This window comes from Microbacterium sp. 2RAF4, from assembly GCF_052115285.1.
GTDB classification, from domain to species: Bacteria; Actinomycetota; Actinomycetes; order Actinomycetales; family Microbacteriaceae; genus Microbacterium; species Microbacterium oxydans.
Window position 1 is genome coordinate 239788 of sequence record NZ_JBFRGI010000004.1, and the last position, 21608, is coordinate 261395.

The 21608-nt window shown below is 69.4% G+C and carries 23 protein-coding genes; 17 read left to right on the forward strand and 6 right to left on the reverse strand.

Annotated elements, in window-relative coordinates; all coding sequences use genetic code 11:
* Window positions 1-42 precede the first annotated feature (42 nt).
* Window positions 43-666 carry a TetR/AcrR family transcriptional regulator gene (locus tag AB4070_RS16755; protein WP_046747323.1) on the forward strand — a complete coding sequence of 208 codons (624 nt, stop codon included), beginning with the start codon at window positions 43-45 and terminating at the stop codon, window positions 664-666.
* Between the two features lie 24 nt (window positions 667-690).
* Here the strand turns inward: AB4070_RS16755 and AB4070_RS16760 are convergent, their stop codons facing one another.
* Window positions 691-1674, reverse strand: coding sequence for an o-succinylbenzoate synthase (locus tag AB4070_RS16760; protein WP_441981094.1), 984 nt, complete (start codon window positions 1672-1674; stop codon window positions 691-693).
* 107 nt (window positions 1675-1781) lie between these two features.
* Here AB4070_RS16760 and AB4070_RS16765 point away from each other — a divergent pair, with 107 nt between their 5' ends.
* The 11 genes from AB4070_RS16765 (at window position 1782) to AB4070_RS16815 (ending at window position 11461) form a co-directional block, all read left to right on the forward strand.
* Window positions 1782-2114: a PadR family transcriptional regulator gene (locus tag AB4070_RS16765; protein ID WP_046747325.1), complete on the forward strand. Its 333-nt coding sequence runs from the start codon at window positions 1782-1784 to the stop codon at window positions 2112-2114.
* A 1-nt stretch (window position 2115) separates the two neighbouring features.
* Entirely contained in the window at window positions 2116-3120 is a 1005-nt protein-coding gene (locus tag AB4070_RS16770; RefSeq protein ID WP_441981095.1) for a permease prefix domain 1-containing protein, read from the forward strand.
* Window positions 3121-3130: 10 nt separating this feature from the next.
* A complete protein-coding gene (locus AB4070_RS16775; RefSeq protein ID WP_441981096.1) occupies window positions 3131-4051 on the forward strand; it encodes a 1,4-dihydroxy-2-naphthoyl-CoA synthase in 921 nt (306 codons plus the stop codon).
* A 31-nt stretch (window positions 4052-4082) separates the two neighbouring features.
* Complete coding sequence (locus AB4070_RS16780) at window positions 4083-5237, forward strand: AMP-binding protein (RefSeq protein WP_441981097.1); 1155 nt, start codon at window positions 4083-4085, stop codon at window positions 5235-5237.
* A gap of 44 nt (window positions 5238-5281) precedes the next feature.
* A complete protein-coding gene (locus AB4070_RS16785) occupies window positions 5282-6073 on the forward strand; it encodes a class I SAM-dependent methyltransferase (protein WP_441981098.1) in 792 nt (263 codons plus the stop codon).
* A gap of 61 nt (window positions 6074-6134) precedes the next feature.
* Window positions 6135-7313 (forward strand): sensor histidine kinase, encoded by a 1179-nt coding sequence (locus AB4070_RS16790; RefSeq protein ID WP_441981099.1) that lies wholly within the window; start codon window positions 6135-6137, stop codon window positions 7311-7313.
* Complete coding sequence (locus AB4070_RS16795) at window positions 7310-7945, forward strand: response regulator (protein WP_061017172.1); 636 nt, start codon at window positions 7310-7312, stop codon at window positions 7943-7945. The genes AB4070_RS16790 and AB4070_RS16795 overlap by 4 nt, the downstream gene beginning before the upstream one ends.
* Window positions 7946-8041: 96 nt before the next feature.
* Complete coding sequence (locus tag AB4070_RS16800) at window positions 8042-8803, forward strand: ABC transporter ATP-binding protein (RefSeq protein WP_441981100.1); 762 nt, start codon at window positions 8042-8044, stop codon at window positions 8801-8803.
* On the forward strand, window positions 8800-10260 hold the full coding sequence (locus AB4070_RS16805; protein WP_441981101.1) for an FtsX-like permease family protein: 1461 nt from the start codon (window positions 8800-8802) through the stop codon (window positions 10258-10260). The genes AB4070_RS16800 and AB4070_RS16805 overlap by 4 nt, the downstream gene beginning before the upstream one ends.
* Before the next feature lie 18 nt (window positions 10261-10278).
* Window positions 10279-10938, forward strand: a complete 660-nt coding sequence (locus AB4070_RS16810; RefSeq protein WP_441981102.1) for a 2-phosphosulfolactate phosphatase — start codon at window positions 10279-10281, stop codon at window positions 10936-10938.
* 100 nt (window positions 10939-11038) lie between these two features.
* Window positions 11039-11461: a DUF3054 domain-containing protein gene (locus tag AB4070_RS16815; RefSeq protein WP_441981103.1), complete on the forward strand. Its 423-nt coding sequence runs from the start codon at window positions 11039-11041 to the stop codon at window positions 11459-11461.
* Window positions 11462-11468: 7 nt separating this feature from the next.
* On the opposite strand, the gene AB4070_RS16820 is transcribed toward AB4070_RS16815, so the two are convergent.
* The 4 genes from AB4070_RS16820 to AB4070_RS16835 form a co-directional block, all read right to left on the reverse strand.
* The gene (locus tag AB4070_RS16820; protein ID WP_441981104.1) at window positions 11469-11957 is read right to left on the reverse strand and encodes a SprT-like domain-containing protein; all 489 of its coding nucleotides are present in this window, start codon (window positions 11955-11957) and stop codon (window positions 11469-11471) included.
* A 46-nt stretch (window positions 11958-12003) separates the two neighbouring features.
* A complete protein-coding gene (locus AB4070_RS16825; RefSeq protein ID WP_046747335.1) occupies window positions 12004-12531 on the reverse strand; it encodes a hypothetical protein in 528 nt (175 codons plus the stop codon).
* A 159-nt stretch (window positions 12532-12690) separates the two neighbouring features.
* Window positions 12691-13551, reverse strand: coding sequence for a spermidine synthase (locus AB4070_RS16830; protein WP_441981105.1), 861 nt, complete (start codon window positions 13549-13551; stop codon window positions 12691-12693).
* A 53-nt stretch (window positions 13552-13604) separates the two neighbouring features.
* Window positions 13605-14876 carry an LCP family protein gene (locus AB4070_RS16835; protein ID WP_441981106.1) on the reverse strand — a complete coding sequence of 424 codons (1272 nt, stop codon included), beginning with the start codon at window positions 14874-14876 and terminating at the stop codon, window positions 13605-13607.
* Between the two features lie 149 nt (window positions 14877-15025).
* On the opposite strand from AB4070_RS16835, the gene AB4070_RS16840 reads away from it, so the two are divergent.
* The 5 genes from AB4070_RS16840 to AB4070_RS16860 are packed head-to-tail and all read left to right on the forward strand — an operon-like array spanning window position 15026 to window position 20544.
* Complete coding sequence (locus AB4070_RS16840) at window positions 15026-16315, forward strand: sugar ABC transporter substrate-binding protein (protein WP_441981107.1); 1290 nt, start codon at window positions 15026-15028, stop codon at window positions 16313-16315.
* A gap of 15 nt (window positions 16316-16330) precedes the next feature.
* Complete coding sequence (locus tag AB4070_RS16845) at window positions 16331-17305, forward strand: carbohydrate ABC transporter permease (RefSeq protein WP_058630487.1); 975 nt, start codon at window positions 16331-16333, stop codon at window positions 17303-17305.
* Window positions 17302-18135 (forward strand): carbohydrate ABC transporter permease, encoded by an 834-nt coding sequence (locus tag AB4070_RS16850; RefSeq protein ID WP_017828171.1) that lies wholly within the window; start codon window positions 17302-17304, stop codon window positions 18133-18135. Before AB4070_RS16845 ends, AB4070_RS16850 begins: the two co-directional genes overlap by 4 nt.
* The gene (locus tag AB4070_RS16855; protein ID WP_441981108.1) at window positions 18132-19664 is read left to right on the forward strand and encodes a glycoside hydrolase family 3 N-terminal domain-containing protein; all 1533 of its coding nucleotides are present in this window, start codon (window positions 18132-18134) and stop codon (window positions 19662-19664) included. The genes AB4070_RS16850 and AB4070_RS16855 overlap by 4 nt, the downstream gene beginning before the upstream one ends.
* 13 nt (window positions 19665-19677) lie before the next feature.
* Window positions 19678-20544 carry a MurR/RpiR family transcriptional regulator gene (locus AB4070_RS16860; RefSeq protein ID WP_441981109.1) on the forward strand — a complete coding sequence of 289 codons (867 nt, stop codon included), beginning with the start codon at window positions 19678-19680 and terminating at the stop codon, window positions 20542-20544.
* Between the two features lie 40 nt (window positions 20545-20584).
* Here AB4070_RS16860 and AB4070_RS16865 read toward each other — a convergent pair whose 3' ends face one another.
* Window positions 20585-21505 carry a sugar kinase gene (locus AB4070_RS16865; protein ID WP_441981110.1) on the reverse strand — a complete coding sequence of 307 codons (921 nt, stop codon included), beginning with the start codon at window positions 21503-21505 and terminating at the stop codon, window positions 20585-20587.
* Window positions 21506-21608: the final 103 nt, after the last annotated feature.

Here is a 21608-nt window from a genome sequence, read left to right on the forward strand (position 1 = left end):
CGGGGTGTGAATCATGCGAGAGTGAAGGGTCAGGAGGTTTCGATGTCGACACCCGCAACCCGCAGCCGCGAGAACACGCGCGCCCGCCTGCTGGAAGCCGCAGCGCAGGTCTTCGCAGAGGTCGGGCTCGATGGAGCATCGGTCGAAGCGGTGTGCGAGCGCGCCGGATTCACGCGCGGCGCGTTCTACTCGAACTTCGAGTCCAAGGATGAGCTGTTCCTCATGCTCGCCGCCAGCGTCTCCGAGGTGCGCGTGAACGCCGTGCGCACCCGTGTGGAGGAGCTGACGGCCGCCGGCGCCCTGGTGGAAGGCTGCGACCCGATCGAGCTCGTGCAGCAGATCATGGAGCTCGGCGGCGACGACAGGCTCGGCGTCATGCTGCTCAGCGAGATCCGTATCCGTGCGCTGCGCGACGCTAAGTTCGGCGAGGCGTACCTCGCTCAGGAGCGGGAGATGGTCGCGAGCATCGCCCAGATCGTCGATGACATCGTCGCGGCCGGTCTGCTGCGTCTGCGCCTGCCCGCTGTGGTCGCCGCCCGCATGCTCATGATCATCTGGGAGGGCATGACCGTGCGCGGGGCGATGGCCGGACAGGACGATGCGCAGCTCCGGCACTCCGGTGGCGAAGAGCTCGGGCGCCTGGTGCAGCTGCTCATCGAGTCGTAGCCCGCGCCGTCGTGGCGTGAGGGGTCAGGGCGTGGTCACGGACAGCTCGCCGTAGCAGCGGGCGAGCCGGGCGAGCCACCATTCGCGACGCTCGTCGGGGGCCGCGAGCCGGCTGAGTGCCGCCGCGTCCGGCGCCACGCGGCCCACGGGGATCGAGCCGTCGACCGGGCGAAGGTCTGCCACGTCGTCCAGGAACAGGGAAGCCGTTCCGAGGCCGCAGTCGTAGTCGAGCGTCGGGAGTGCGGCGGCGAGGGCGGCTCCTTGAGACAGACCGATGGCTGTGTCCAACGCGCTCGAGACCACGACGGGGAGGCCCGCGGCGGTGACGATCTGCAGGGCGTGGGTGATCCCGCCGAGGGGCTGCGCCTTGATCACGAGCAGGTCGGCGGCTCCGGCGCGGGCGACCGCGAGGGGGTCGGACGACTTGCGGACGCTCTCGTCGGCGGCGACGGGGATGCCCATGTACTTCACGCGCCTTCGGAGTTCCGCCAGCTCGGGAACCGTCGCGCACGGCTGCTCGACGTACTCGAGGTCGCACTCGCCGAGGGCGTGCACCGCGTGCTCGGCCTCGTCGACGTTCCAGGCGCCGTTCGCGTCGATGCGGATGCGGCCCTCCGGACCCAACGTCTCCCGCACAGCCCGGACGCGAGCGATATCGTCGGCGAGCGTCTGTCCTGGCTCGGCGACCTTCACCTTTGCCGTGCGGCAGTCCGCGAAGCGCGCCAGCAGCTCGGGCACCAGCGGCGCCTCGATGGCGGGAACCGTGGCGTTGACACCGATGCGATCACGCAGCGCTGTCGGCTGACGATTCCAGGCGAAGTCGATCGCGGCAGCCAGCCAGGTCGCCGCCTCCATGTCGTCGTACTCCACGAACGGCGAGAACTCCGCCCAGCCCTCCGGCCCCTCGAAGATCAGGGCCTCCCGGGTGTCGACGCCGCGGAAGCGGCTGTGCATCGGAAGGGCGACGACCCTGGCCGAGTCGAGCAGGTCTGCGAGCGGCGGGATCATGTGCCCATTCTGCTCCGAGTCGCCGTGCGGGCGTGCCCCGAGGAGGGGTGAGTCTCGTTTCGGTGTGCGGTTGACGATAGTGTGTGACACACAGTAATGTGACGGGCATGAACGAAACGCTCGACATCCACCTGCAGGAACTGCGGCGCGGCACCGTGGTGCTCGCCTGCCTGCAGCTGCTGCGCTCGCCGGGATACGGCTACGCGCTGTTGGAGATGCTCGAGCAGCGCGGTTTCGCCACCGACGCGAACACCCTGTACCCGCTGCTGCGCCGTCTCGAGAAGCAGGAGTACCTCACGAGCGAGTGGAACACCGACGAGGCGCGACCCCGCAAGTTCTACCGCACCTCGGAAGCCGGCGTCCGCCTCGCGGACGCTCTCACCGACGAATGGCGGTCGCTCACGGCGGCGATCGCGTCCCTCACCTCAGAGGAGAACTGACATGACCACCACCACTCTCACCGAGCGTTACGTCAGCGCCACGATCCGCAGTCTGCGGCCGGAAGCGCAGGCGGATGTCCGTGCCGAGCTCGAAGCCTCCATCGCCGACGCCGTCGAGGCGCGCGTGGAACAGGGGGAAGCACCGGAGGATGCCGAACGCGCGGTACTCACCGAACTCGGCGATCCCGGCGTTCTCGCGGCGGGTTACGCCGATCGTCCCCTGTACCTGATCGGGCCCCGCTACTACCTCACCTGGTGGCGTCTGCTGATCCTGCTGCTCAAGTTCGTCCCTGCCATCGTGTTCGCCGCCGTCGCGCTGGGCCTGACGATCTCCGCGGCCCCGATCGGGGAGATCATGTCCACGTCGCTCCTCGCGACCGGCGGCACGATCCTCCACCTGTGCTTCTGGACCACCCTGGTCTTCGTGATCCTGGAGAGAGCCGGTACCGACACCGGGGTGAGGTGGGATGTCGATCAGCTTCCCGAGCCGACCGACGACGGGGTGGGCCGCAGCGAGCTGATCGCCTCGCTGGTGTTCCTCGGCATCAGCGTCGGAGCGCTGTTCTGGGACCGTTTCCGCGGTTTCGTCCAGGTGGACGGTGACGCGTTGCCGATCCTGAACCCGCAGCTGTGGCCGTGGGGGATCAGCGTTCTGTTCGTGCTGATCGCGGCGGAGGTCGTGTTCGCCATCGTGCTCCACCGGCGACGGCGATGGAGCATCGGTCTCGCCGTGGCGAATACGGTGCTGGCCCTGGCCTTCCTCGCCTGGGTCGTGATCCTGCTGCTGACGGCTCAGCTCGTGAACCCCGACTTCCTCGCGCAGATCGTGGCGGTCGGTGGCGAGGGCTTCGCCGCAGGCCAGGCCGAGTCCGCCGACGAGGGCGGGGTGTTCCGCATCCTCGCGGTGCTGCTCGGATTCGGAGTCGCGATCGGGGTCGGGTGGGACATCGTCGACGGCTGGCGCAAGACCGGTCGCGCTAACAGGTCACCGGAGCAACAGGAATAGGGTGGATGCCGTGACCGATGCCTTCGTCTCCGACCTGTTCGACCCGGCCGAATGGGTGCTCTCGCCCGGTGCCGAGGACTACACCGACATCACCGCGCATGTCTCCAGGGACGGCGGCGTCGCCCGCATCGCCTTCAACCGGCCGGAGGTGCGCAACGCCTTCCGTCCGCACACGGTCGACGAGCTCTACCGTGCCCTCGACATCGCCCGGCAGGACGCGCGCATCGGTGCGGTGCTGCTCACGGGAAACGGACCGAGCCCGAAGGACGGCGGCTGGGCGTTCTGCTCCGGTGGCGACCAGCGCATCCGCGGTCGTGATGGATACAAGTACTCCGACGCCGAGACGGCGGTCGTCGACGGGGCGAGTCGCGCGGCAGTCGGTCGACTCCACATCCTCGAGGTGCAGCGGCTCATCCGCTTCATGCCGAAGGTCGTCATCGCGGTGGTGCCGGGGTGGGCGGCCGGAGGCGGTCACTCCCTGCATGTGGTGTGCGACCTCACGATCGCCTCGGCGGAAGAGGCGCGTTTCAAGCAGACGGATGCGGACGTCGGCAGCTTCGACGCCGGATACGGCTCTGCGTACATGGCGCGCCAGACCGGACAGAAGTTCGCCAGAGAGGTGTTCTTCCTGGCGAAGGAGTACTCCGCGCAGCGCGCCTACGAGGCCGGTGCGGTCAACCGCGTCGTGCCGCATGCCGACCTCGAGCGCGAGGCGCTGAAGATGGCGCGCACCGTGCTGACCAAGTCCCCGACCGCCATCCGGATGCTGAAGTTCGCCTTCAACGCGGTCGATGACGGTCTCGTCGGCCAGCAGGTCTTCGCCGGCGAGGCCACTCGCCTCGCCTACGGCACCGACGAGGCTGTCGAGGGGCGCGACTCCTTCCTCGAGAAGCGCGATCCCGACTGGTCGTCCTTCCCCTGGCACTACTGAGTCCGCCGGTCCCACAGAGTCGGAGACACGCATGACCGCCCTGATCCCCACAGATGCCGAAGACCCGGTTCTGCTGCGGGAGGCCCTGCAGCGTGCGCTCGACGGCGGCCCCGCTCTCGGCCTGGGGATGGTGGCGGCTGCCCCGGAGAACGTCGCGGACGGACTCGCGGCGGTGATCGCGACGTCGGGATCGAGCGGCGTCCCGAAACGCGTCGCCCTGAGCGCGGAAGCGCTGAGGGCGAGCGCAGAGGCGACGGCGGCACGGATCGGCAGCGGCCGCTGGCTGCTCGCTCTGCCCGCCGGCTACGTCGCCGGGCTCCAGGTGCTCGTGCGCTCTATCCTCGCCGGCACGCGGCCCACACGGATCGAGGGCAGATTCTCGCCACAGGCCTTCGCCGAGGCGACGTACGAGATGATGCGGCCGTCTTCGAGCACGGAGATGCCCGACCTGTACACCTCGCTCGTGCCTGCCCAGGTCTCGACGCTGCTCGACGCCGCGGACGAGACGTCGGTGCGTGCGGCCTTGACGGCGTATCGGGCGATCCTGGTGGGTGGACAGTCCCTTCCCGAGCCGCTGCGCGAACGAGCAGCCGACCTCGGGGTGCGGCTGGTGCGCACCTACGGTTCGACCGAGACCAGCGGGGGATGCGTCTACGACGGCGTACCGCTCGACACGGTCGGCGTCCGCACGGTGGACGGAGAGCTGCGCATCGCCGGGCCCATGCTCGCCGAAGGGTACCTGGGGGACGCGGCACTGACCGCGCGCACCTTCGTGCGCGATGAGCACGGCATCCGCTGGTACCGCACCGGCGACCTCGGCCTCGTCGAGGACGGCACCGTGCGTGTGCACGGCCGAGCCGACAACGTGATCGTCTCCGGCGGCATCAACATCTCCCTCGACCGCGTGGAGCGGGTCGTCCGCCGCATCCCGGGTCTCCACGAGGCCGTGGTGGTCGGCGTGGAGGATGAGCGCTGGGGTGAGGCGTCCGTGATCGTGGCGGCTCGGGGGGAGGTGCTCCGGCGCAGCGAGTCCGAGCAGCTCGCGCACGCCCGGGACGCGGTCGAGGAAGAGCTCGGCAAGCATGCCAGGCCCGCACGGTTGATCGTGGTCGACGAGATCGACGTGCTGTCCTCGGGCAAGCCCGACCGCGAGTCCCTCCGGCGGATGGTCGCCGAGCTGCGCTGAGGCGTGCCACGACCGGTCCCGGGGGGCTCTGCCAGACTGACCCCATGGCCTCGTACACGCATGGACACCACGAAACCGTCCTCCGCTCGCACAACGTCCGCGACATCGCGAACTCCGCCGAGTACCTCCGTCCGCACCTCGAGGCCAGCACACGACTTCTCGACGTGGGCGCCGGTCCTGGGAGCATCACGGTGGACTTCGCCGGCATCGTGGCGCACGTGACGGCCACGGAGATCGACGAGAACGCCCTGTCCCTCTCGGAGCGGCTCGCCGCCGATCGCGGCCTCACGAACCTGTCCTTCTCGGTCGAAGACGTGCACGCGCTGAGCTTTCCCGACGATTCCTTCGACGTGGTGCACGCGCACCAGGTGCTCCAGCACGTCGGCGACCCCGTGCAGGCTCTGCGCGAGATGCGCCGCGTCACGGTTCCTGGCGGCGTCGTCGCCGCACGCGATGCCGACTACGCGGGCTTCGTGTGGTTTCCCGTGCTGCCGGAGCTCGACCGGTGGCTCGCGCTGTATCGTGCGGCGGCCAGGGCCAACGGCGGAGAGCCGGACGCAGGACGACGGCTGCTGGCGTGGGCACGCGCTGCGGGCTTCACCGACATCTCGGCGACCGCGTCGACCTGGTGCTACGCGTCTCCGGAAGAGCGTGCCTGGTGGGGTGGCATGTGGGCGGACCGCATCCTCGAATCCGCGCTCGCACGGCAGCTCGTCGACAGCGACATGGCGACGCCCGCAGACCTGCAGGAGATCAGCGACGCCTGGAAGCGCTGGGCCGACGACGGCGACGGCTGGTACCTGGTGCCGCACGGCGAGATCATCGCACGCGCCTGACCCGGCACGGATACATCCCTCGACGGATGCTCACGCGCAGACGCTCGCGTAGCGTGGGGGAGTGATCCGCCCGCTCTCCCGCACCGCGCTGATCCTCGACATCGTCGGGGCAGCGCTGCTCTTCGTCGTGCTCGCTCCGATATCGCTGGTGTTCTACGGACCCGTCGCGGAGAACCCGGCTGTCGGCGGTGCCGGGATCGTGCTCCTGAGCGCCGCGAGTGTGCTGATGTTCGGCGCCGTCGCCATCGGGAGGCTCGCCCCCGGGTGGGCGCTCGCCGCCGCCTGGGGCGGGGCGGTGCTGCAGATGAGCGCCGGTTTCGGGCCGCTGCCGATCGACTTCGCGATCCTGCTCGTGCTCTACGCCACCGCCGCCTGGGGCACGCGCCGCGTGCTCTGGTGGGGATTCGGTTCTGCGCTCTTCGGTGGTCTCGTGGCCGCCGTGTTCATGGTGATCGTCAACGGTGTGGTGTTCGGAACCGGCACAGGGTGGGAGAAGGTCACCGCCGGCACGCTGCTCCTCGTCCTCTCGGTCATGGCGCTCGGCTTCGCCTGGGTGTGCGGCCTGCTGTGGCGCGTCGTGCTGCGTGCGCGCCGAACGAGGTCCGCCCAGCTGCAGGCCGAGTCCCTCGCCGCCGAGGAGCAGGAACGTGTGCGCATCGCGCGCGACATGCATGACGTGGTCGCGCATTCGCTGGCCGTGGTGATCGCTCAGGCGGACGGTGCCCGCTACGCGGCGGCGGTGCAACCAGAGGTGGCGACGGAGGCTCTCGGCACCATCGCCCAGACCGCGCGCGGAGCTCTGAGCGATGTGCGGATGCTGCTCACGCAGTTGCGGCATCGACAGGGCGACGGTCCGCAGCCGACGCTCGCCGACCTCGAGGCGCTGTTCGCGCAGGTGCGGCAGGCGGGGATCGAGCCGCGCGTCACGGTGGATCCGATGCCGCCGGGGGAGCCGCCCGCCGCGATCCAGCTCGCCGTGTATCGCATCCTGCAGGAGGCGCTCACGAACGCGATCCGCCACGGGGACGGCGCGGTCGATGTGCACATCGCCTGGCTTCCCGACCGCGTCGACGTCGATGTGCGGAACACGGTCGCGAGCGAGGCGACCTCGGTCCCGGGCGGGCACGGGCTCATCGGCATGCGCGAGCGTGCGCAGCTCGTCGGCGGTAGTCTGCAAGCCGAGCGCAGAGGGGCACAGTTCGTCGTCCACGCCACGCTCCCGATCGGAGTCTCCGAATGATCAGAGTCGTGCTCGTCGACGACCAGGCGCTCTTCCGTGCCGGAATCCGGATGCTCATCGCGTCACAGCCCGACCTCGAGGTGGTCGGCGAAGCCGGCAACGGCCAGGAGGCGATCGACGTCGTCCGCACGACCCGCCCCGACGTGGTCATGATGGACATCCGGATGCCGGTGATGGACGGACTCACGGCGACCGCGGAGATCCTGGCCCGCCCTGATGCCCCGCGCGTCGTCATGCTCACCACTTTCGACCTGGATGAGGCAGCGGCGAGGGCGATCCGGCAGGGCGCGAGCGGATTCCTCCTCAAGGACGCCGACCCCGAGTTCCTGCTCGCGGCGATCCGCACGGTGCACTCCGGGTCTAGTGTGATCGCGGCCTCGGCGACCCGCGATCTCTTCGAGCACTTCGCCGAGGCTCCCAAACCCGTACCGCCGCAGTACGCGGACCTGACGGACCGGGAGAGGGAGATCTTCGCGCTCGCGGCCCGAGGGCTGTCGAATGCCGAGATCGCGAGCCGGGAGTACCTGAGCGAGGCGACGGTGAAGACGCACATCAGCAGGATCCTCAGCAAGCTGGCGCTGCGCGACCGGGTGCAGCTCGTGGTGTTCGCCTTCGAGCACGGCCTCGCCTGACGCACGACTGAGTGCGACCGGATCATCCTTGCGATGTACGCCGATGAGCCCCGCGGGCGATGACCGGCCACGGGCGGCGGAAATAGCGTCGGAGGTATGGAGATCACGACCACCGACCTGGGGCTCGCCGCCCGCGTCCAGCACCTGAAGAAGACCTACGGCTCCGGCGAGGGCACCGTCCACGCACTGGACGATGTCAGCGTGGGCATCCGCCGCGGGCAGTTCACCGCCATCATGGGGCCGTCGGGTTCCGGCAAGTCGACCCTGATGCACATCATGGCGGGACTCGACAGCCCCACCGAGGGACGCGCGTGGATCGGCGACACCGAGATCACCCGCCTGGGCGACATCGACCTCACCATCCTGCGGCGTCGCCGGGTCGGCTTCATCTTCCAGGCCTTCAACCTCGTCCCGACGCTCGACACCCTCGGCAACATCATGCTCCCGTTCGAGCTCGACGGTCGTCGTCCGAGTGCGATCGAACGGGCGCGTATCGACGGGCTCATCGAGACGCTCGGCCTGGGCTCGCGGCTCTCCCACCGCCCGCACCAGCTGTCCGGCGGTCAGCAGCAGCGAGTCGCCATCGCCCGCGCCCTCGCCACCGCACCCGACCTCGTGTTCGCCGATGAGCCCACCGGCAACCTCGACTCGAAGACCGGCCGTGAGGTGCTGCGCCTGCTCGCCACCGCGAGCCGCGAGCACGGGCAGTCGATCGCGATGGTCACGCACGACGCGATCGCCGCCAGCCACGCCGACCGCGTGCTCTACCTCGGCGACGGACGCATCGTCGCCGACCACCCCCGTCAGACCGCTGAGGAGATCTCGGCCTACATGCTCGCCGCGGAGGTCGCCGCATGAGCGCCGTCGCCACGGTCGTCCCCGAGACCCGGGCGACCGGACCCCGACTCGCGTGGTTGCGCGACCGCGGGATGGGGGCCAGCATCCTGGTCGCGGCACTCTCCGCGGCGTTCGGCGTGCTCCTCGTGGAGATCACCGCGTACATCGGCGCCGTGCTGCAGAACGATCCATTCATCGGCGACAGCGAGACTCTCGCCTTCGTCGTCGCCCTGCTGTCCGTCCTGCTCACCGTCGTCGCGATGTACGTCGCGGCCATCGTCACCGCCAACACCTTCTCGACGATCATCGCCGGTCGTACGCGGCAGATCGCACTCATGCGCCTGATCGGTGCGACCGCGCGCTCCCAGCGGGCCGAGGTCGGCAGGCAGGGACTCGTCGTCGGACTCCTCGGAGCGGCGATCGGTCTGCTGGCCGGGATTGGGGTCGCGGCCGTCGGAGTGCAGCTCGGCGGACAGCTGATCCCCAATGCCCCGTCCGGGTTCTCCCTCGCCCAGCCCTTCGTGGCGCTTCCGGCGATCGGTGTGGCCCTCACGACATGGGCAGCGGCCTGGGCCGGTTCCCGACGCGTGCTCGCGGTGACCCCGCTGCAGTCGCTGGGTGGGTCGGTCGAGCGCACCCTCGACGAGGTCTCCGGCAAGCCGGGCCGGCACATCGGCGCCTGGGTGTTGCTCATCGCCGGCGCGCTGCTCCTGGTCGGCGGGGTTCTGGTGGGGCTCATGACGCCGCTCGGCGTCGTGGTGGCGTTCGCCGGCGGTGTGCTCTCGTTCACCGGCCTCGCGCTCGGATCCGTGCTGTTCATGCCGCCCGTGCTGCGTCTGGTCGGCCGGATGTTCGGATCGAGCGCCACCGCTCGCCTCGCCGCGGAGAATGCGCTGCGCTACCCGGAGCGTTCGTCGCGGATGGCGATCGGCGTGGTGATGGGTGTGACCCTGGTGACGATGTTCGCCGTGGCGCTGGAATCGGCCAAGGCGCTGATGATGAGCCAGTCGACGGGGGAAATTCCTCCGGAGTTCTTCGCCCCGATGGACGCTTTCGCGGCAGTGATGATGGTGCTGGTCGCCGTCTCTGCGGTGATCGCTGCGGTCGGCCTCGTGAACCTCCTCACGATCGGAGTGGTCCAGCGACGTAGGGAGCTCGGACTGCTGCGCTCGATCGGTCTGTCCAATCGCCAGGTGCGGCGGATGGTGCTGCTCGAAGCCACCCACATCACGGTCGCGGCGACTCTGACGGGCCTCGTGCTCGGCGTCGTGTACGGCTGGATCGCCGCGCAGTCGCTGCTCGGCTCGGTGCCGACATTGCCGGACTTCACGCCGGCGGGGCTCGTGGCACCCCAGATCCCGTGGGTTCCCGTGGTCATCATCGTCGTCGCGACTGCGGTGCTCACGCTGGTGGCGGCCGCGACACCGACGCGACTGGCGACCAGGGTGGCCCCGGTCGAGGCTCTCGCAGCCGACTGACGCCTCTAGGCTGGTCGGGTGCCATCGCCGTTCGATCAGTCCACGTATCAGGTCCGCCTCGACTGGGGGAGAGCCGGTCTCGATCGGCTCTCCGGCGCTGACGTCGTCGTGGTCGTCGACGTGCTGAGGTTCTCCTCCACGGTCGTCGACGCCGTCGCTTCCGGCGCCGAGGTCGGCGTGGCCGAGGCGGAGACCTGGTCGCGCAACGGCGCGGCGGTCGCGGCCGCGGCATCCCGAGAATCGACGGTGCTCGTGGGGAGCATCCGCAACGCCGGCGCCGTCGCGCGCGCGGTGCAGACCATCCAGGAGCGCCGGCAGGCGCGCACCTCCGTCGCCGTCATCGCGGCCGGCGAGCTCGACGAGAACGAGCTCGTCCGGTTCGCGGTGGAGGACCAGCTCGGTGCGGGCGCGATCATCGCCGCTCTCTCGGCTCGGGGCATCGATCACACGGCTCCGGACGCCGCGGTCGCCGCCGAGGGGTTCCACGCACTCCGCGCCGCCGTGCGGCACATGGTGCAGGCGAGCGGGTCCGGGCGGGAGATCGCGGGCGGTGTCGCGGCGACAGCCCGCATCGAAGCAGCAGGGCTGACACCCACCACGGTCGCCGATGCGGCGGTGCTCGATGCGGTCGACGTCGTCCCCGTGCTGCGTGATGGGGTGTTCACGCGCTTCGAGTGATGTCGCCTGGGCGGCCTGGAGCGATCTTCCTGGTGCGCAGATGTGTGCCGGATGCCGCGGGGCAGGCGCCGGTGGGGGCGAGGGCACGTAGGGTCGTGTCATGAGGTACCTTCCCGCTGTCGTCGTCGACGTCGTGCTCGTGCTGATCTTCGCGGCGATCGGCCGCGCCTCCCATGACGAGAACCCCGCCGGGTTCCTCCTCACGGCATGGCCGTTCCTGATCGCCCTCCTGGTGGGGCATGCCCTCGCGGCCCTGTTGCCCGGTCGACCCCGCCGCCCCTGGTCGTTGCTGTGGGGCGCGGTGGTCTGGATCGTGACGGTCGCCGGTGGCATGCTCATCCGCGTGCTGAGCGGCGACACGGCGGAGGTGCCGTTCATCATCGTCGCGACGCTCGTGCTGGGAGTGTTCCTGGTCGGCTGGCGCGCGATCGCGGCGCTGGTGCGTCGTCGGCGCAGCTCGGCGGAGAGTGTCGACGAGTCCGCACCGTTCGAGGCGGAGGGCGTCGACGACTCGAACGGGTGAGTCGCGGTCAGCGCGGGAGCTGTGCGGCGAGTCGCACGTCGCTCGTGATCTCGCGTCGGGTCCAGGCGAACAGATGCCGGGAGTCGAATGTGCGCGAGCAGCGTGCGCACGACGTCGGCCTCGTGGGGCGGCGGTGCCGGTACGTGACGTGTCCGGCAGGGCAGCTGCCCACCCAGGGCGCGAGCTCCACCGCCGTCTCGCCGCGATGGGTGGTGCCGCCGACGTAGCCGAGGTCGCGGGCGACACGCTTCCAGGTCGGTCCGTGGGCGGCTTCGTGGCCGGCGAGGGCGTGCGCGACCTCGTGCAGCAGCACCTGGTGGATGTCGTCATCGTCGAAGCGCGCGGCGAGGTAGCGCGACACGGTGATCCGCTTCTTCGTGTAGTCGCACTGACCGGCCCGACGCTTGGCGTTGTCGAAGCCGAACGACCAGGTGTCGTCGAGATGCAGCGTGATCAGTGCCTCGCCCCAGACGCGCACACGGTCAAGTTCCGCCATGCGATCAGGCTAAGCCATACCGCCGACATCGCGGCCGCGCGGGGCCTCAGCCGGGGATGAGCTGCGGCGGGCGTCGACGCTCGACGGCTTCGATCGCCAGGAGCGCGGTCTCGAGCTCGCTGTCTTCGGCTCCGGACTCGCGACGCAGGAACAGCGACTGCTTGAAGCTCTCCCGCGCGGTCTCGTAGTCACCGGCGTCGTAGGCGTTCTTGCCGTGGTGCTGGTAGGCGAAGGCCGCGATCGACAGCCAGCGCTGGCCCTCGGCCTCGGCGGCGCAGGTCGCGAGCTCCTGTTCCGCGGCGGCGTGCGCACCCCGGTACTGCAGGATCGTCGCGTGCAGCACGCGGGCACGAAGCACGTCCTTGCGAGTACCCGCCATGCGCGCCTGGCGCACCGTCTCGTCCGCCAGCGCGAGCGCCTCATCGAGGCGGTCGAGCACCTTCAGCAGCCACACGCGCTCCAGCAGAGCGGGCAGGCTGCGCTGCGAATCGATCTCCGCGAGACGGGCCTCGCACTCATCGAGATCGACCTTTTCGCGGAGGGTCTCCTGGTCGTATCCCCGGATGAAACTCATTGCTCTCCTTCCGCAGCGTCCCCGACCAGTCTGCCTTCCGTGCGCGGGGTCCTCCCGGCGGCGCGCCCTGGTCCGCCGCATCCTGATTCCGACACGCCGTCATCGCGTTCCGGGGTCGCCGTCCGAGCCTCTCTCGTGCGCCGGGAGCGGGGTGGTGGGTCAGCGCAGGAACAGCGAGGCGTCCGGCCGCGGTGAGGCGACGGCGTCGGCATCGGTCACGATCCGTGCCCCCTGGATGAAGGCGTCGACCTCGGCGCCCTGAGCGATCTTGGCGGGATGGGGACCCGCGGCCAGGATGCGCGGAAGCCACTCCGTGGGCAGGGGCGCGGCGGAGGCGGCGACGACGAGGTTCCCGAAGCGCCGACCCTTGAGCACCTGGGTGTCGGCGAGGATGCCGATCTCCGGAAGCACGTCCGCGATCGTCGCGGCTTGGCGGCGGGCGAAAGCGAGTCCCGGCCCGTCGGCGACGTTGACGAGGAGAACCCCGCCCGGGGCCAACAGCTCTGCGAGCTCCCGGTAGAACTCGACGCTGGTGAGATGCGCGGGCGTCTGCGCGCCCGAGTAGACATCGGAGACGACGAGGTCGCAGCTCGCGCGGAGCGCGCCCGGCAGCTTGGCGACTCCTTCGCGGGCATCGCCGATCCTGATCCGGATCGGCGCTCCCTTCGGCAACGGGAGGTGTTCGCGCACCAGCTGCGCGAGCGGAGCCTCGAGCTCGATCACCTGTTGACGCGAGCCGGGTCGCGTCGCGTCGATGTAGCGCGGTACGGTCAGCGCGCCGGCGCCGAGGTGCACGGCGGTCAGGGGGCCGGGGGCGAGCTGATCGATGACCGCGCCCATGCGGACGATGTACTCGAAGTGCAGGTGTGTCGGGTCGTCGAGGTCGACATGGGACTGCGGGGTGCCGTCGACGATGAGCTCGAAGCCGCTCGTGAACTCCGAGGGCACGATGCCGGCGATGCCGCCGTGGTCCAGCCGGACCTGCGGATGCTCGGTGTCGCGCGATCTCGTCCGGCCCATGGGCACGAGCCTACGCGCTGCTGTGCGTCTCAGCGGCTCAGCGGCTCAGCGGCTCAGCGCTGCTTGCCGTTCGCACACGTCTCCTGATCGACCGTCTGCCCGGAGATCGCCGAGTCGAGCGTCGCACGGGGAGACGGGGCGTCCGTGGCAGGAGCATCCGTCGCCGGCGGATCCGTCACCGGAGCCTCGCCTTCCGTGCCCGGTGCCGGTTCGACGAGTTCGACGCCCCCGTTGTTGCTGACGTCGCCGGTGAGCTGCACGGGCTGACCCGCCTTCAGAGCATCCCAGATGGTCGCGGCGGCCTGCTCGTTCGGGACCACGCGGTCGGAGTCGTCGGGGTCGGCGAAGACCGGGTACTGGAGGAACACGAACTCGGAGAACGGCACGTCCTTGATCGACAGGGCGAGCTGCGCGAGTCGGATGGGGTTGCCGAGTTCGTCGCTCGGGTCGATGTTGTCGACGATGGTGTCGGCGAGTCCCAGCACCTTGCCGGGGTCGGACAGCACCTCGTCGCTCATGATCTTCTTCACGAGGCGGGACATGTACTGCTGCTGGTTCGACACGCGCGCCATGTCGCTCTCATCGCCGACGCCATGCCGCGTGCGGATGAACTGCAGGGCCTCGTAGCCCGATACGGTGCGCAGACCCGGCTCCCAGTCGAGAGCCGTGTGCCGGTCGCGGATGCCGTCGCCGCCGATGCACACCTCGACGCCGCCGATCGCATCGGTCACCTCCATCACGCCGTCGAAGTCGATCTTCGCCGCGAAGGGGATCTCGATCCCGGTGAGCTCGGTGACGGTCTTCGCGACACACGACATCCCGGCGTTCTGATAGATCGAGTTGATCTGCGTCTTGCGGGTCTCTGAGGCGATCGATCCGTCTTCTCTGGTGCATTCCGGCGTCGGGATCATGAGGTCGCGGGGAAGCGAGACGACGGTGACGTTGCGCGGCTCCGCCGAGACGTGGACCAGGAGGTTCACGTCGTTGAGGATCCCGCCGTCGGCCTTCGAGCAGCGCTCGCCCAGCAGCCCCGTGGACACGGCACCGCATTCGTCGGTGCCGAGGACGAGGATGCTGAACGCGCCGGGGTAGGCGCTGATGGACGGCGGCTCCACCTCGGGGGCGTCCTCCAACGCGACGGCGCCCTCGTTGAAGCGGTTGAAGTAGTCGGTGACGACGAACGCGGCGACCGCGATCGCGGCGACGAGGATGACACCGACGGAGATCCCGGCGATCTTCAGGAATCCTCTGGCGGGCTTCTGGGCGGGGAGTGTCGCGTGGCGAGCGACCGTCGAGCGGTCGTTGTCAGGGGTGCGGCGGACCATCCGGGGAGCCTACCGGGGGAACCTGATGTTACGGCCGCATGACGATTGTGAGAGGAACTTGCAGGTAATTAGTTAGTCGTGGATACTTTTTCCTAACCCCCGGTGAGTACCCGATGCTTGCCAGGACTTTCAAAGAGGAGATCCCCGCAATGCACAAGCGCATTCTCTCGGCTGTGGCGCTCGGCGCCGTGGCCACGCTCGCCCTCGCCGGCTGCGCCGGCGGTAGCGACACCGGGTCCACCGACGGCAAGGGCCAGGAGCTCACCGTCTGGATCATGAAGGGCACCAACCCCGACGCCTCGGCCTTCTACGACAAGGTGTCCGACGCCTTCGAGAAGGAGACCGGCGCGACGGTCAAGATCGAGGAGATCCAGTGGGCCGACGCCCACGACCGCTTCGTGACCTCCATCGCCGGCGACACGACCCCCGACATCGCCGAGACCGGCACCACCTGGACCGCGGAGTTCGCCGACGCCGGCGCGCTCCTCCCTCTCGATGAGTACGTCGACGCCGAGAAGGGCCTCCGCGACGACCTCGTCGAGGGCCTCGAAGTCGCCGGTACCTACGACGGCGAGCTGTACGGCATGCCGTGGTACGCGGGCGTCCGCTCGCTGGTCTACCGCGCCGACGTGTTCGAGGAGCTTGGTCTCGAAGCCCCGAAGACGTGGGACGACATCGTCGCCGCAGGTGACGCCATCAAGGCCGCCAAGCCCGACATGCTGCCGTTCCCGGTTCCCGGTGACGCCGAGTTCCAGGTCTACCCCTGGGTCTGGGGCGCCGGCGGCGAGATCGCCACGAAGGACGGCAAGACCTGGACGAGCGAGCTGGACAGCACGCAGTCGCAGGCCGGCATCGAGTTCTACACGGGCCTGGCCACCGAGCACGGCTTCTCCTCCGCAGGTGCCACCACCTGGAAGGAGACCGACCTCCGTGACGCGTTCACGCAGAGCAACGTCGCCATGATGCTCTCGGGCTCGTGGACGCCGAAGTCGCTCATCGAGGCGAACCCCGACCTCGAGGGGAAGATCGGCGCGGCCGTCATCCCCGGTGAGGACGGCGGCATCGCTCCGTCCGTGCTCGGCGGATCGCACCTCTCCGTCTTCAACACGACCAAGAACGCCGACCTCGCGTGGGAGTTCGTCAAGCTCATGACCACCGGCGAGTTCGCCGAGCAGTGGTCGAACGAGACCGGCTACTTCCCGGGCGTCCAGTCCGCGATGGAAGAGGCGCTGGCTTCGACCGACCCGCTGGTCGCACCGTTCGCCGAGCAGATGGTCGACGGCGGCGCATCCGTCCCGGTCACTCCGAACTTCGGCGCCGTGCAGGCGAAGAAGACGACCAACTCCATGATCCAGGCCATCCTCAGCGGGCAGAAGGACGTCGCGACCGCGACGAAGGACGCCGCCGCCGAGATGACCGAACTCCTCAACCAGAAGTAAGGAAGCATTCCTTCCATGTCGATGGTGCAAGCGCCACTGCCGGCCACGGAAGCGGAGTCCCCCTCCGCTCCCGTGGCCGGCGGCCGGAAGCGACGCGGTCTCTCGATCGTCGCGGCCCGCCCCTGGCTCCTTCTCGCGCCCGGGCTGGCCATCCTCGCGGTGCTCATGCTCTGGCCGCTCATCCAGGTGTTCATCTACTCGCTGCAGGACTACGGTCTGCGCGAGATCAACACCGGGGAGAACAACTGGATCGGTCTCGACAACTACGTCGAGGCGCTCACCAACCCGACTCTCTGGACGGTGGTGCTGCCTAATACCGTCGGCTTCGCCGCCGTCGCCGTGTTCGTCACGGTGGCCGTCGGCACGCTCGTGGCGCTGCTGCTCGCGCGGCTGGGCACCACCTGGCGCGTCATCGTCTCCAGCTGCATCATGGTCGCCTGGGCGATGCCCGCCGTGACCGGAACGTACGTCTGGACCTTCATCTTCGATGCCGACCGCGGCATCTTCAACACCGTCCTGCGCGACCTCGGCCTGATGGACGATCCCGTGAACTGGTTCACGAACCAGTGGTCGTTCTACGCCATCGTGCTCCTGAACGTCGTGCACCACGGCTTCCCGTTCGTCGCCATCACGGTGCTCGCCGGCCTGCTGGGTGTCTCGAAGGAGATGCTCGAAGCCGCGGCGCTCGACGGCGCGGGCGCCTGGCGCCGGTTCTGGAAGATCATCTTCCCCACGCTCAAGCCCGTGTTCTCGGTCGTGATCATCCTCTCCACCATCTGGGACTTCAAGGTCTTCGCGCAGGTGTACCTGATGCCCGGTGGTGGCGGTGGCAACCGTCAGGTGCTGAACCTCGGTGTCTGGTCCTACGTGGAGTCCTTCGGCCAGAACCGCTACGGTTTCGGCGCCGCGCTCGCCGTGCTGCTCACGCTGGTGCTGATCGGCATCACGATCGTCTACATCCGCTCCCTCATGAAGGAGGACGAGCTGTGAACCCGCGTCCGAGGCTCCGCTCCCGCATCGGAATCGGGATCGCGGTCGCCGCCGTCCTGATCTTCACCCTCTTCCCCGTCTACTGGATGGTCTCCAGCGCCTTCGACGGCAAGGCGTCCAGCGGTGGACAGTCGCTCCTCCCGCAGGAGTTCACGTGGGACAACTTCGCCTTCGTGCTCACCGACGGCGGATTCGGCACGTACCTGCGCAACTCGGCGATCGTGGCGCTCGTCACGGTGCTCGTGAGCGCTCTGGTGTGCCTGCTCGCCGCGGTCGCGGTGGCACGCTTCAAGTTCAAGTTCCGCACCACGATCCTGATGATGATCCTGATCGTGCAGATGGTGCCGCTCGAAGCGCTCGTCATCCCGCTGTTCCTGCAGGTCAAGAGCCTGGGTCTGCTCAACAGCATCCTCGGCCTGATGGTCGTCTACGTCGCGCTCTCCCTCGCCTTCGGCATCTGGATGCTCCGCGGCTTCGTCGCCGCCGTTCCCGTCGAGCTCGAAGAGGCCGCGTACATCGACGGTGCGAGCTGGTGGCGGATGTTCCGCTCTGTGCTGCTGCCGCTGGTCATGCCGGGCCTCGTCGCCACGAGCATCTTCAGCTTCATCACCGCGTGGAACGAGTTCATCTTCGCGATGACCATCCTGGGTGCGCAGACCGACCAGTACACGGTCTCGATCGGTCTGAAGTCGTTCTTCGGCCTGCACTCGAACGACTGGGGCAGCATCATGGCCGCGTCGACCATCATCACGGTGCCCGTCATGATCTTCTTCGTGCTGGTGCAGCGCAAGCTCGCCTCCGGCATGGTGGCAGGAGCAGTGAAGGGATGACCGACGAGCTCGAACGTCTCGCGAACGGCGTGCTGTGGCCGGGCTTCTTCGGCACCGAGGCGCCCGCGTGGCTGCGCGACGAACTGCGCGATGGCCTGGCCGGAGTCGTGTACTTCGGGCAGAACGTCGGAGAGGACCTGCCTGCGCTGAGCGCCCAGATCCTCGACGCGAACCCGAATGCCCTGATCGGCATCGACGAGGAGGGCGGCAGCGTCACCCGGCTCGAGTCCGCCACCGGGTCGACGGTTCCCGGTGCCGCGCAGCTCGGCCTGCTCGACGATCTCGTCGCCTCGGAGGAGACCGGCGCGGAGCTGGCACGTCGTGTGCGTGCGGTCGGCGCCAACGTCGTCCTCGGTCCGGTCGCCGACGTGAACACCGACCCCCGCAACCCGGTCATCGGCGTTCGCGCGTTCGGTGACGACGAGGCGCTCGTGTCCCGACACGTGGTCGCGACGATCGACGGGATCCAGGACGGCGCGGTCGCCGCCTGCGTGAAGCACTTCCCCGGTCACGGCGACACCCACATGGACTCGCACCACTCGCTTCCCGAGATCACGCTCGACCTCGAGGAGTTCGAGCGCGTGCATCTGGAGCCGTTCCGCGCGGCGATCGATGCGGGCGTCGATGCCGTCATGACCGCCCACATCGTGGTCCCGGCGTGGGGTGAGCAGCCCGCCACCCTCAATCCGCGCGTGCTCGGCATGCTGCGCGACTGGGGCTATGACGGCGTCATCATCACCGATGCTCTCGACATGGCGGCCATCCGCGAGACGGTCGGACTCGGCGGGGGAGCGGCCATGGCCCTCGCCGCCGGAGCCGACCTCCTGTGCATCGGAAACCCGACCAACCCCGGCGATGCCGCTCTGCCCGATCAGGACGAGCAGGACTTCCGCGCGGCGAGAGACGGGATCGTCGCCGCTCTCCGTGACGGCTCGCTCCCGCGTGAGCGCGTCGAGGAGGCCGCAGCCAGGGTCGCTGCGCTCGCGACCAAGCTCCGCTCCGCTGCGGTCGCCGCCGAAGCCACGCAGGAGCCGTCCGGCGAGTTCGATGCCGCCGGCATCCTGCGCCGAATGGTGACGATCTCCGGAGGCACTCCGGTGGTGTCGACGGAACTCGCCGTCATCGATGCGCGTCGCCGGTCGACCCTGGCGGTCGACAGCGCGGGTTCGTACGTCGCGAGTGCGCTCGCGGAGGAGGGCCTGCGCGTGCGTCTCGACGTGGCGTCAGCGCCGCTGTCCGAGCAGGACCGGGTGCTCGACGAGGTGGCGGCCGCGGCGGCCACAGCGTCCGCGACGACCGTGCTCCTGATCGACCGGCCGGACACCGACGCCGCGCAGCGGGCACTCGTCGAACGCGCTGCCGTGCGCGACCCGCATGCAGTGGTCGTCAACGTGGGTCTTCCGACGGCGCAGCCGTTGCCCCTGCCGACCGTGGAGGTCGCCGCAGCCAGTAGGCTCGGTGCCCAGACGGCGCGTGAAGCACTCCTCGGACGCTTCACGGCGCAGCAGAGGATGACCAGCGCCGGCTGAGACAGGACCCTCCATGGACGATGACGTTCTCGCTCTGGTGCGGCGCTCCCTTCCCAAGGTGAGCGCCGCAGAGGCGCGCGTCGCGGAGAAGATCCTCGGTGACCCGACCCTGGTCGTCGACCTGGCGATCAACGATCTCGCCCAGCTCTGTCAGACCTCGCTCTCGACGGTCGCCCGCTACGCCCAGTCGCTCGGATACAGCGGCTACCGCGAACTCAGGGTCGCGGTCGCGCGCGCGATCACGCTGGAACAGGCGCAGCAGGCACGCTTCGGTCTGGACACCACCGCGATCGACCCCGACGACGGTCCGACCGCGATCGCCGCCAAGCTCGCCGCCCAGGAGATCGACGCGATCGAGAAGACCGCGCTCGCCCTCGACGCGGCCGCGCTCGACAGGGTCGCCCGTGCGGTCGTCGATGCCCGGCACATCGACCTCTTCGGACAGGCTGCGTCATCGCTGACGGCGCAGGATCTGCAGCTGAAGCTGTCGCGCATCGGATGCTCCGTCTCGCACTCCGCCGACCCGCACCTCGCGGTCACGACGGCTTCCCTGCGCAGTGCCGCCGATGTGGCGATCGCCTTCTCCCACGGCGGCGAGACCACAGAGACCCTGCGTGCCCTCGAGGTCGCGCGCGACGCCGGTGCGCTCGCGGTCGCGGTCACCAGCGCTCCGGACTCGCCTGTGGCCCTGGCGGCCGATGTCGTGCTGCTCACACACGCGCACGAATCCCCGTTCCGGATGGCCGCGATGTCGAGCCGCATCGCACAGCTCGCGCTCGTCGACGTGCTCTTCGTGCGGGTCGTGCAGCACCGCGGGGAGCCGGTCGCCGTCTCGCTGCAGCGCACCCACGACGCGGTCCCGGCCCGCCGGCGCAGCTGAGGCCCGGCTGCAGAAGGCTCAGCCGGTTACCTCGTCCCGCTCAGTCGACGTGGTCGCGGGTGCTGACCAGGGCGCGGGTCGCGATGCGATGCCCGCGCGCGAGGCTCCCCGTCAGTGAGAGGCCGGTGAGCACCCCGGCGAGGAAGCCGGCCGCGAAGGCATCGCCTGCGCCGATGGTCTCCACCACGGGCGCATCGAGCGCGTCGCTCTCCGCGGTCTCCGTGCCGTCGAACGCCACGGCACCGCTGGCGTCGGTGACGAGCAGATGGCGCGGGTGGGGGAACAGGGCGCGGATCCGCTGCGGATCGCTCGTGCCGAACACGGCCTCAGCGTCGGGTCGGGTGCAGAACACGATGTCGGCGCGGGACGCGAAGTCCGCGACGATCCTGCGGCCCTCAGCCTCACGTCCGAGCCAGAGCGCGGGGCGCCAGTTCACATCGAAGCTGATCAGGCGACCGGGGCGTCGCTCCGAGAACAGTGCCTCCTGGGTGGCGAGGGCTGAGGCCGACAACGCGGGCGTGATCCCCGAGGTGTGCACGAGCGACGCTTCGGCGAGGAGCGCTGACGCCACCGGTGTCGTGAGTGTCTGCGGCGAGAGGGCTGCGGCGGCCGATCCGGCACGGTAGTAGTGCATGGTGCCGTCGACGGCACCGTCCTCCCGTGCCGAGAGCTCCTTCACGTACAGCCCCGTTGGTGCGTCGCCGTCGACCTCGACCGCGGCGTCGTCGACGCCGTGGGCGCGCAGCTCAGCGGTGAGGAAGCGCCCGAAGCCGTCGTCACCGACGCGGGAGAGGACGGACGTGCGAACACCGGCCGAGGCGAGAGCGATCGCGGTGTTCCACTCTGCTCCGGCGAGGGAGCGGTGGAAGGTCCGGCAGTCCTCGAGCGGACCCGCGGTGGCGGCGACGAGGGCGACCATGCCCTCTCCGAAGCAGACGGCGAGCGGGGTGGTGTCTGGCACGATCTGGACACTACCGGATCGGTGCCGGTCTCGCCGATATCGGATTGCAACCTGGATGCGTTTGGTATCTGAGGATCTGCTGGGTACCGTCGAGTCATCACCG

What these genes read in the sequence shown, in the direction of transcription:
- AB4070_RS16795 (WP_061017172.1), top strand. Translation starts at nt 7,310, where the DNA reads ATGATCAGAGTCGTGCTCGTCGACGACCAGGCGCTCTTCCGTGCCGGA.
- AB4070_RS16860 (WP_441981109.1), top strand. Translation starts at nt 19,678, where the DNA reads ATGGACGATGACGTTCTCGCTCTGGTGCGGCGCTCCCTTCCCAAGGTG.
- AB4070_RS16830 (WP_441981105.1), bottom strand. Translation starts at nt 13,551, where the DNA reads ATGGGCCGGACGAGATCGCGCGACACCGAGCATCCGCAGGTCCGGCTG.
- AB4070_RS16835 (WP_441981106.1), bottom strand. Translation starts at nt 14,876, where the DNA reads ATGGTCCGCCGCACCCCTGACAACGACCGCTCGACGGTCGCTCGCCAC.
- AB4070_RS16755 (WP_046747323.1), top strand. Translation starts at nt 43, where the DNA reads ATGTCGACACCCGCAACCCGCAGCCGCGAGAACACGCGCGCCCGCCTG.
- AB4070_RS16855 (WP_441981108.1), top strand. Translation starts at nt 18,132, where the DNA reads ATGACCGACGAGCTCGAACGTCTCGCGAACGGCGTGCTGTGGCCGGGC.
- AB4070_RS16780 (WP_441981097.1), top strand. Translation starts at nt 4,083, where the DNA reads ATGACCGCCCTGATCCCCACAGATGCCGAAGACCCGGTTCTGCTGCGG.
- AB4070_RS16770 (WP_441981095.1), top strand. Translation starts at nt 2,116, where the DNA reads ATGACCACCACCACTCTCACCGAGCGTTACGTCAGCGCCACGATCCGC.
- AB4070_RS16815 (WP_441981103.1), top strand. Translation starts at nt 11,039, where the DNA reads ATGAGGTACCTTCCCGCTGTCGTCGTCGACGTCGTGCTCGTGCTGATC.
- AB4070_RS16805 (WP_441981101.1), top strand. Translation starts at nt 8,800, where the DNA reads ATGAGCGCCGTCGCCACGGTCGTCCCCGAGACCCGGGCGACCGGACCC.
- AB4070_RS16800 (WP_441981100.1), top strand. Translation starts at nt 8,042, where the DNA reads ATGGAGATCACGACCACCGACCTGGGGCTCGCCGCCCGCGTCCAGCAC.
- AB4070_RS16760 (WP_441981094.1), bottom strand. Translation starts at nt 1,674, where the DNA reads ATGATCCCGCCGCTCGCAGACCTGCTCGACTCGGCCAGGGTCGTCGCC.
- AB4070_RS16840 (WP_441981107.1), top strand. Translation starts at nt 15,026, where the DNA reads ATGCACAAGCGCATTCTCTCGGCTGTGGCGCTCGGCGCCGTGGCCACG.
- AB4070_RS16765 (WP_046747325.1), top strand. Translation starts at nt 1,782, where the DNA reads ATGAACGAAACGCTCGACATCCACCTGCAGGAACTGCGGCGCGGCACC.
- AB4070_RS16825 (WP_046747335.1), bottom strand. Translation starts at nt 12,531, where the DNA reads ATGAGTTTCATCCGGGGATACGACCAGGAGACCCTCCGCGAAAAGGTC.
- AB4070_RS16820 (WP_441981104.1), bottom strand. Translation starts at nt 11,957, where the DNA reads ATGGCGGAACTTGACCGTGTGCGCGTCTGGGGCGAGGCACTGATCACG.
- AB4070_RS16785 (WP_441981098.1), top strand. Translation starts at nt 5,282, where the DNA reads ATGGCCTCGTACACGCATGGACACCACGAAACCGTCCTCCGCTCGCAC.
- AB4070_RS16845 (WP_058630487.1), top strand. Translation starts at nt 16,331, where the DNA reads ATGTCGATGGTGCAAGCGCCACTGCCGGCCACGGAAGCGGAGTCCCCC.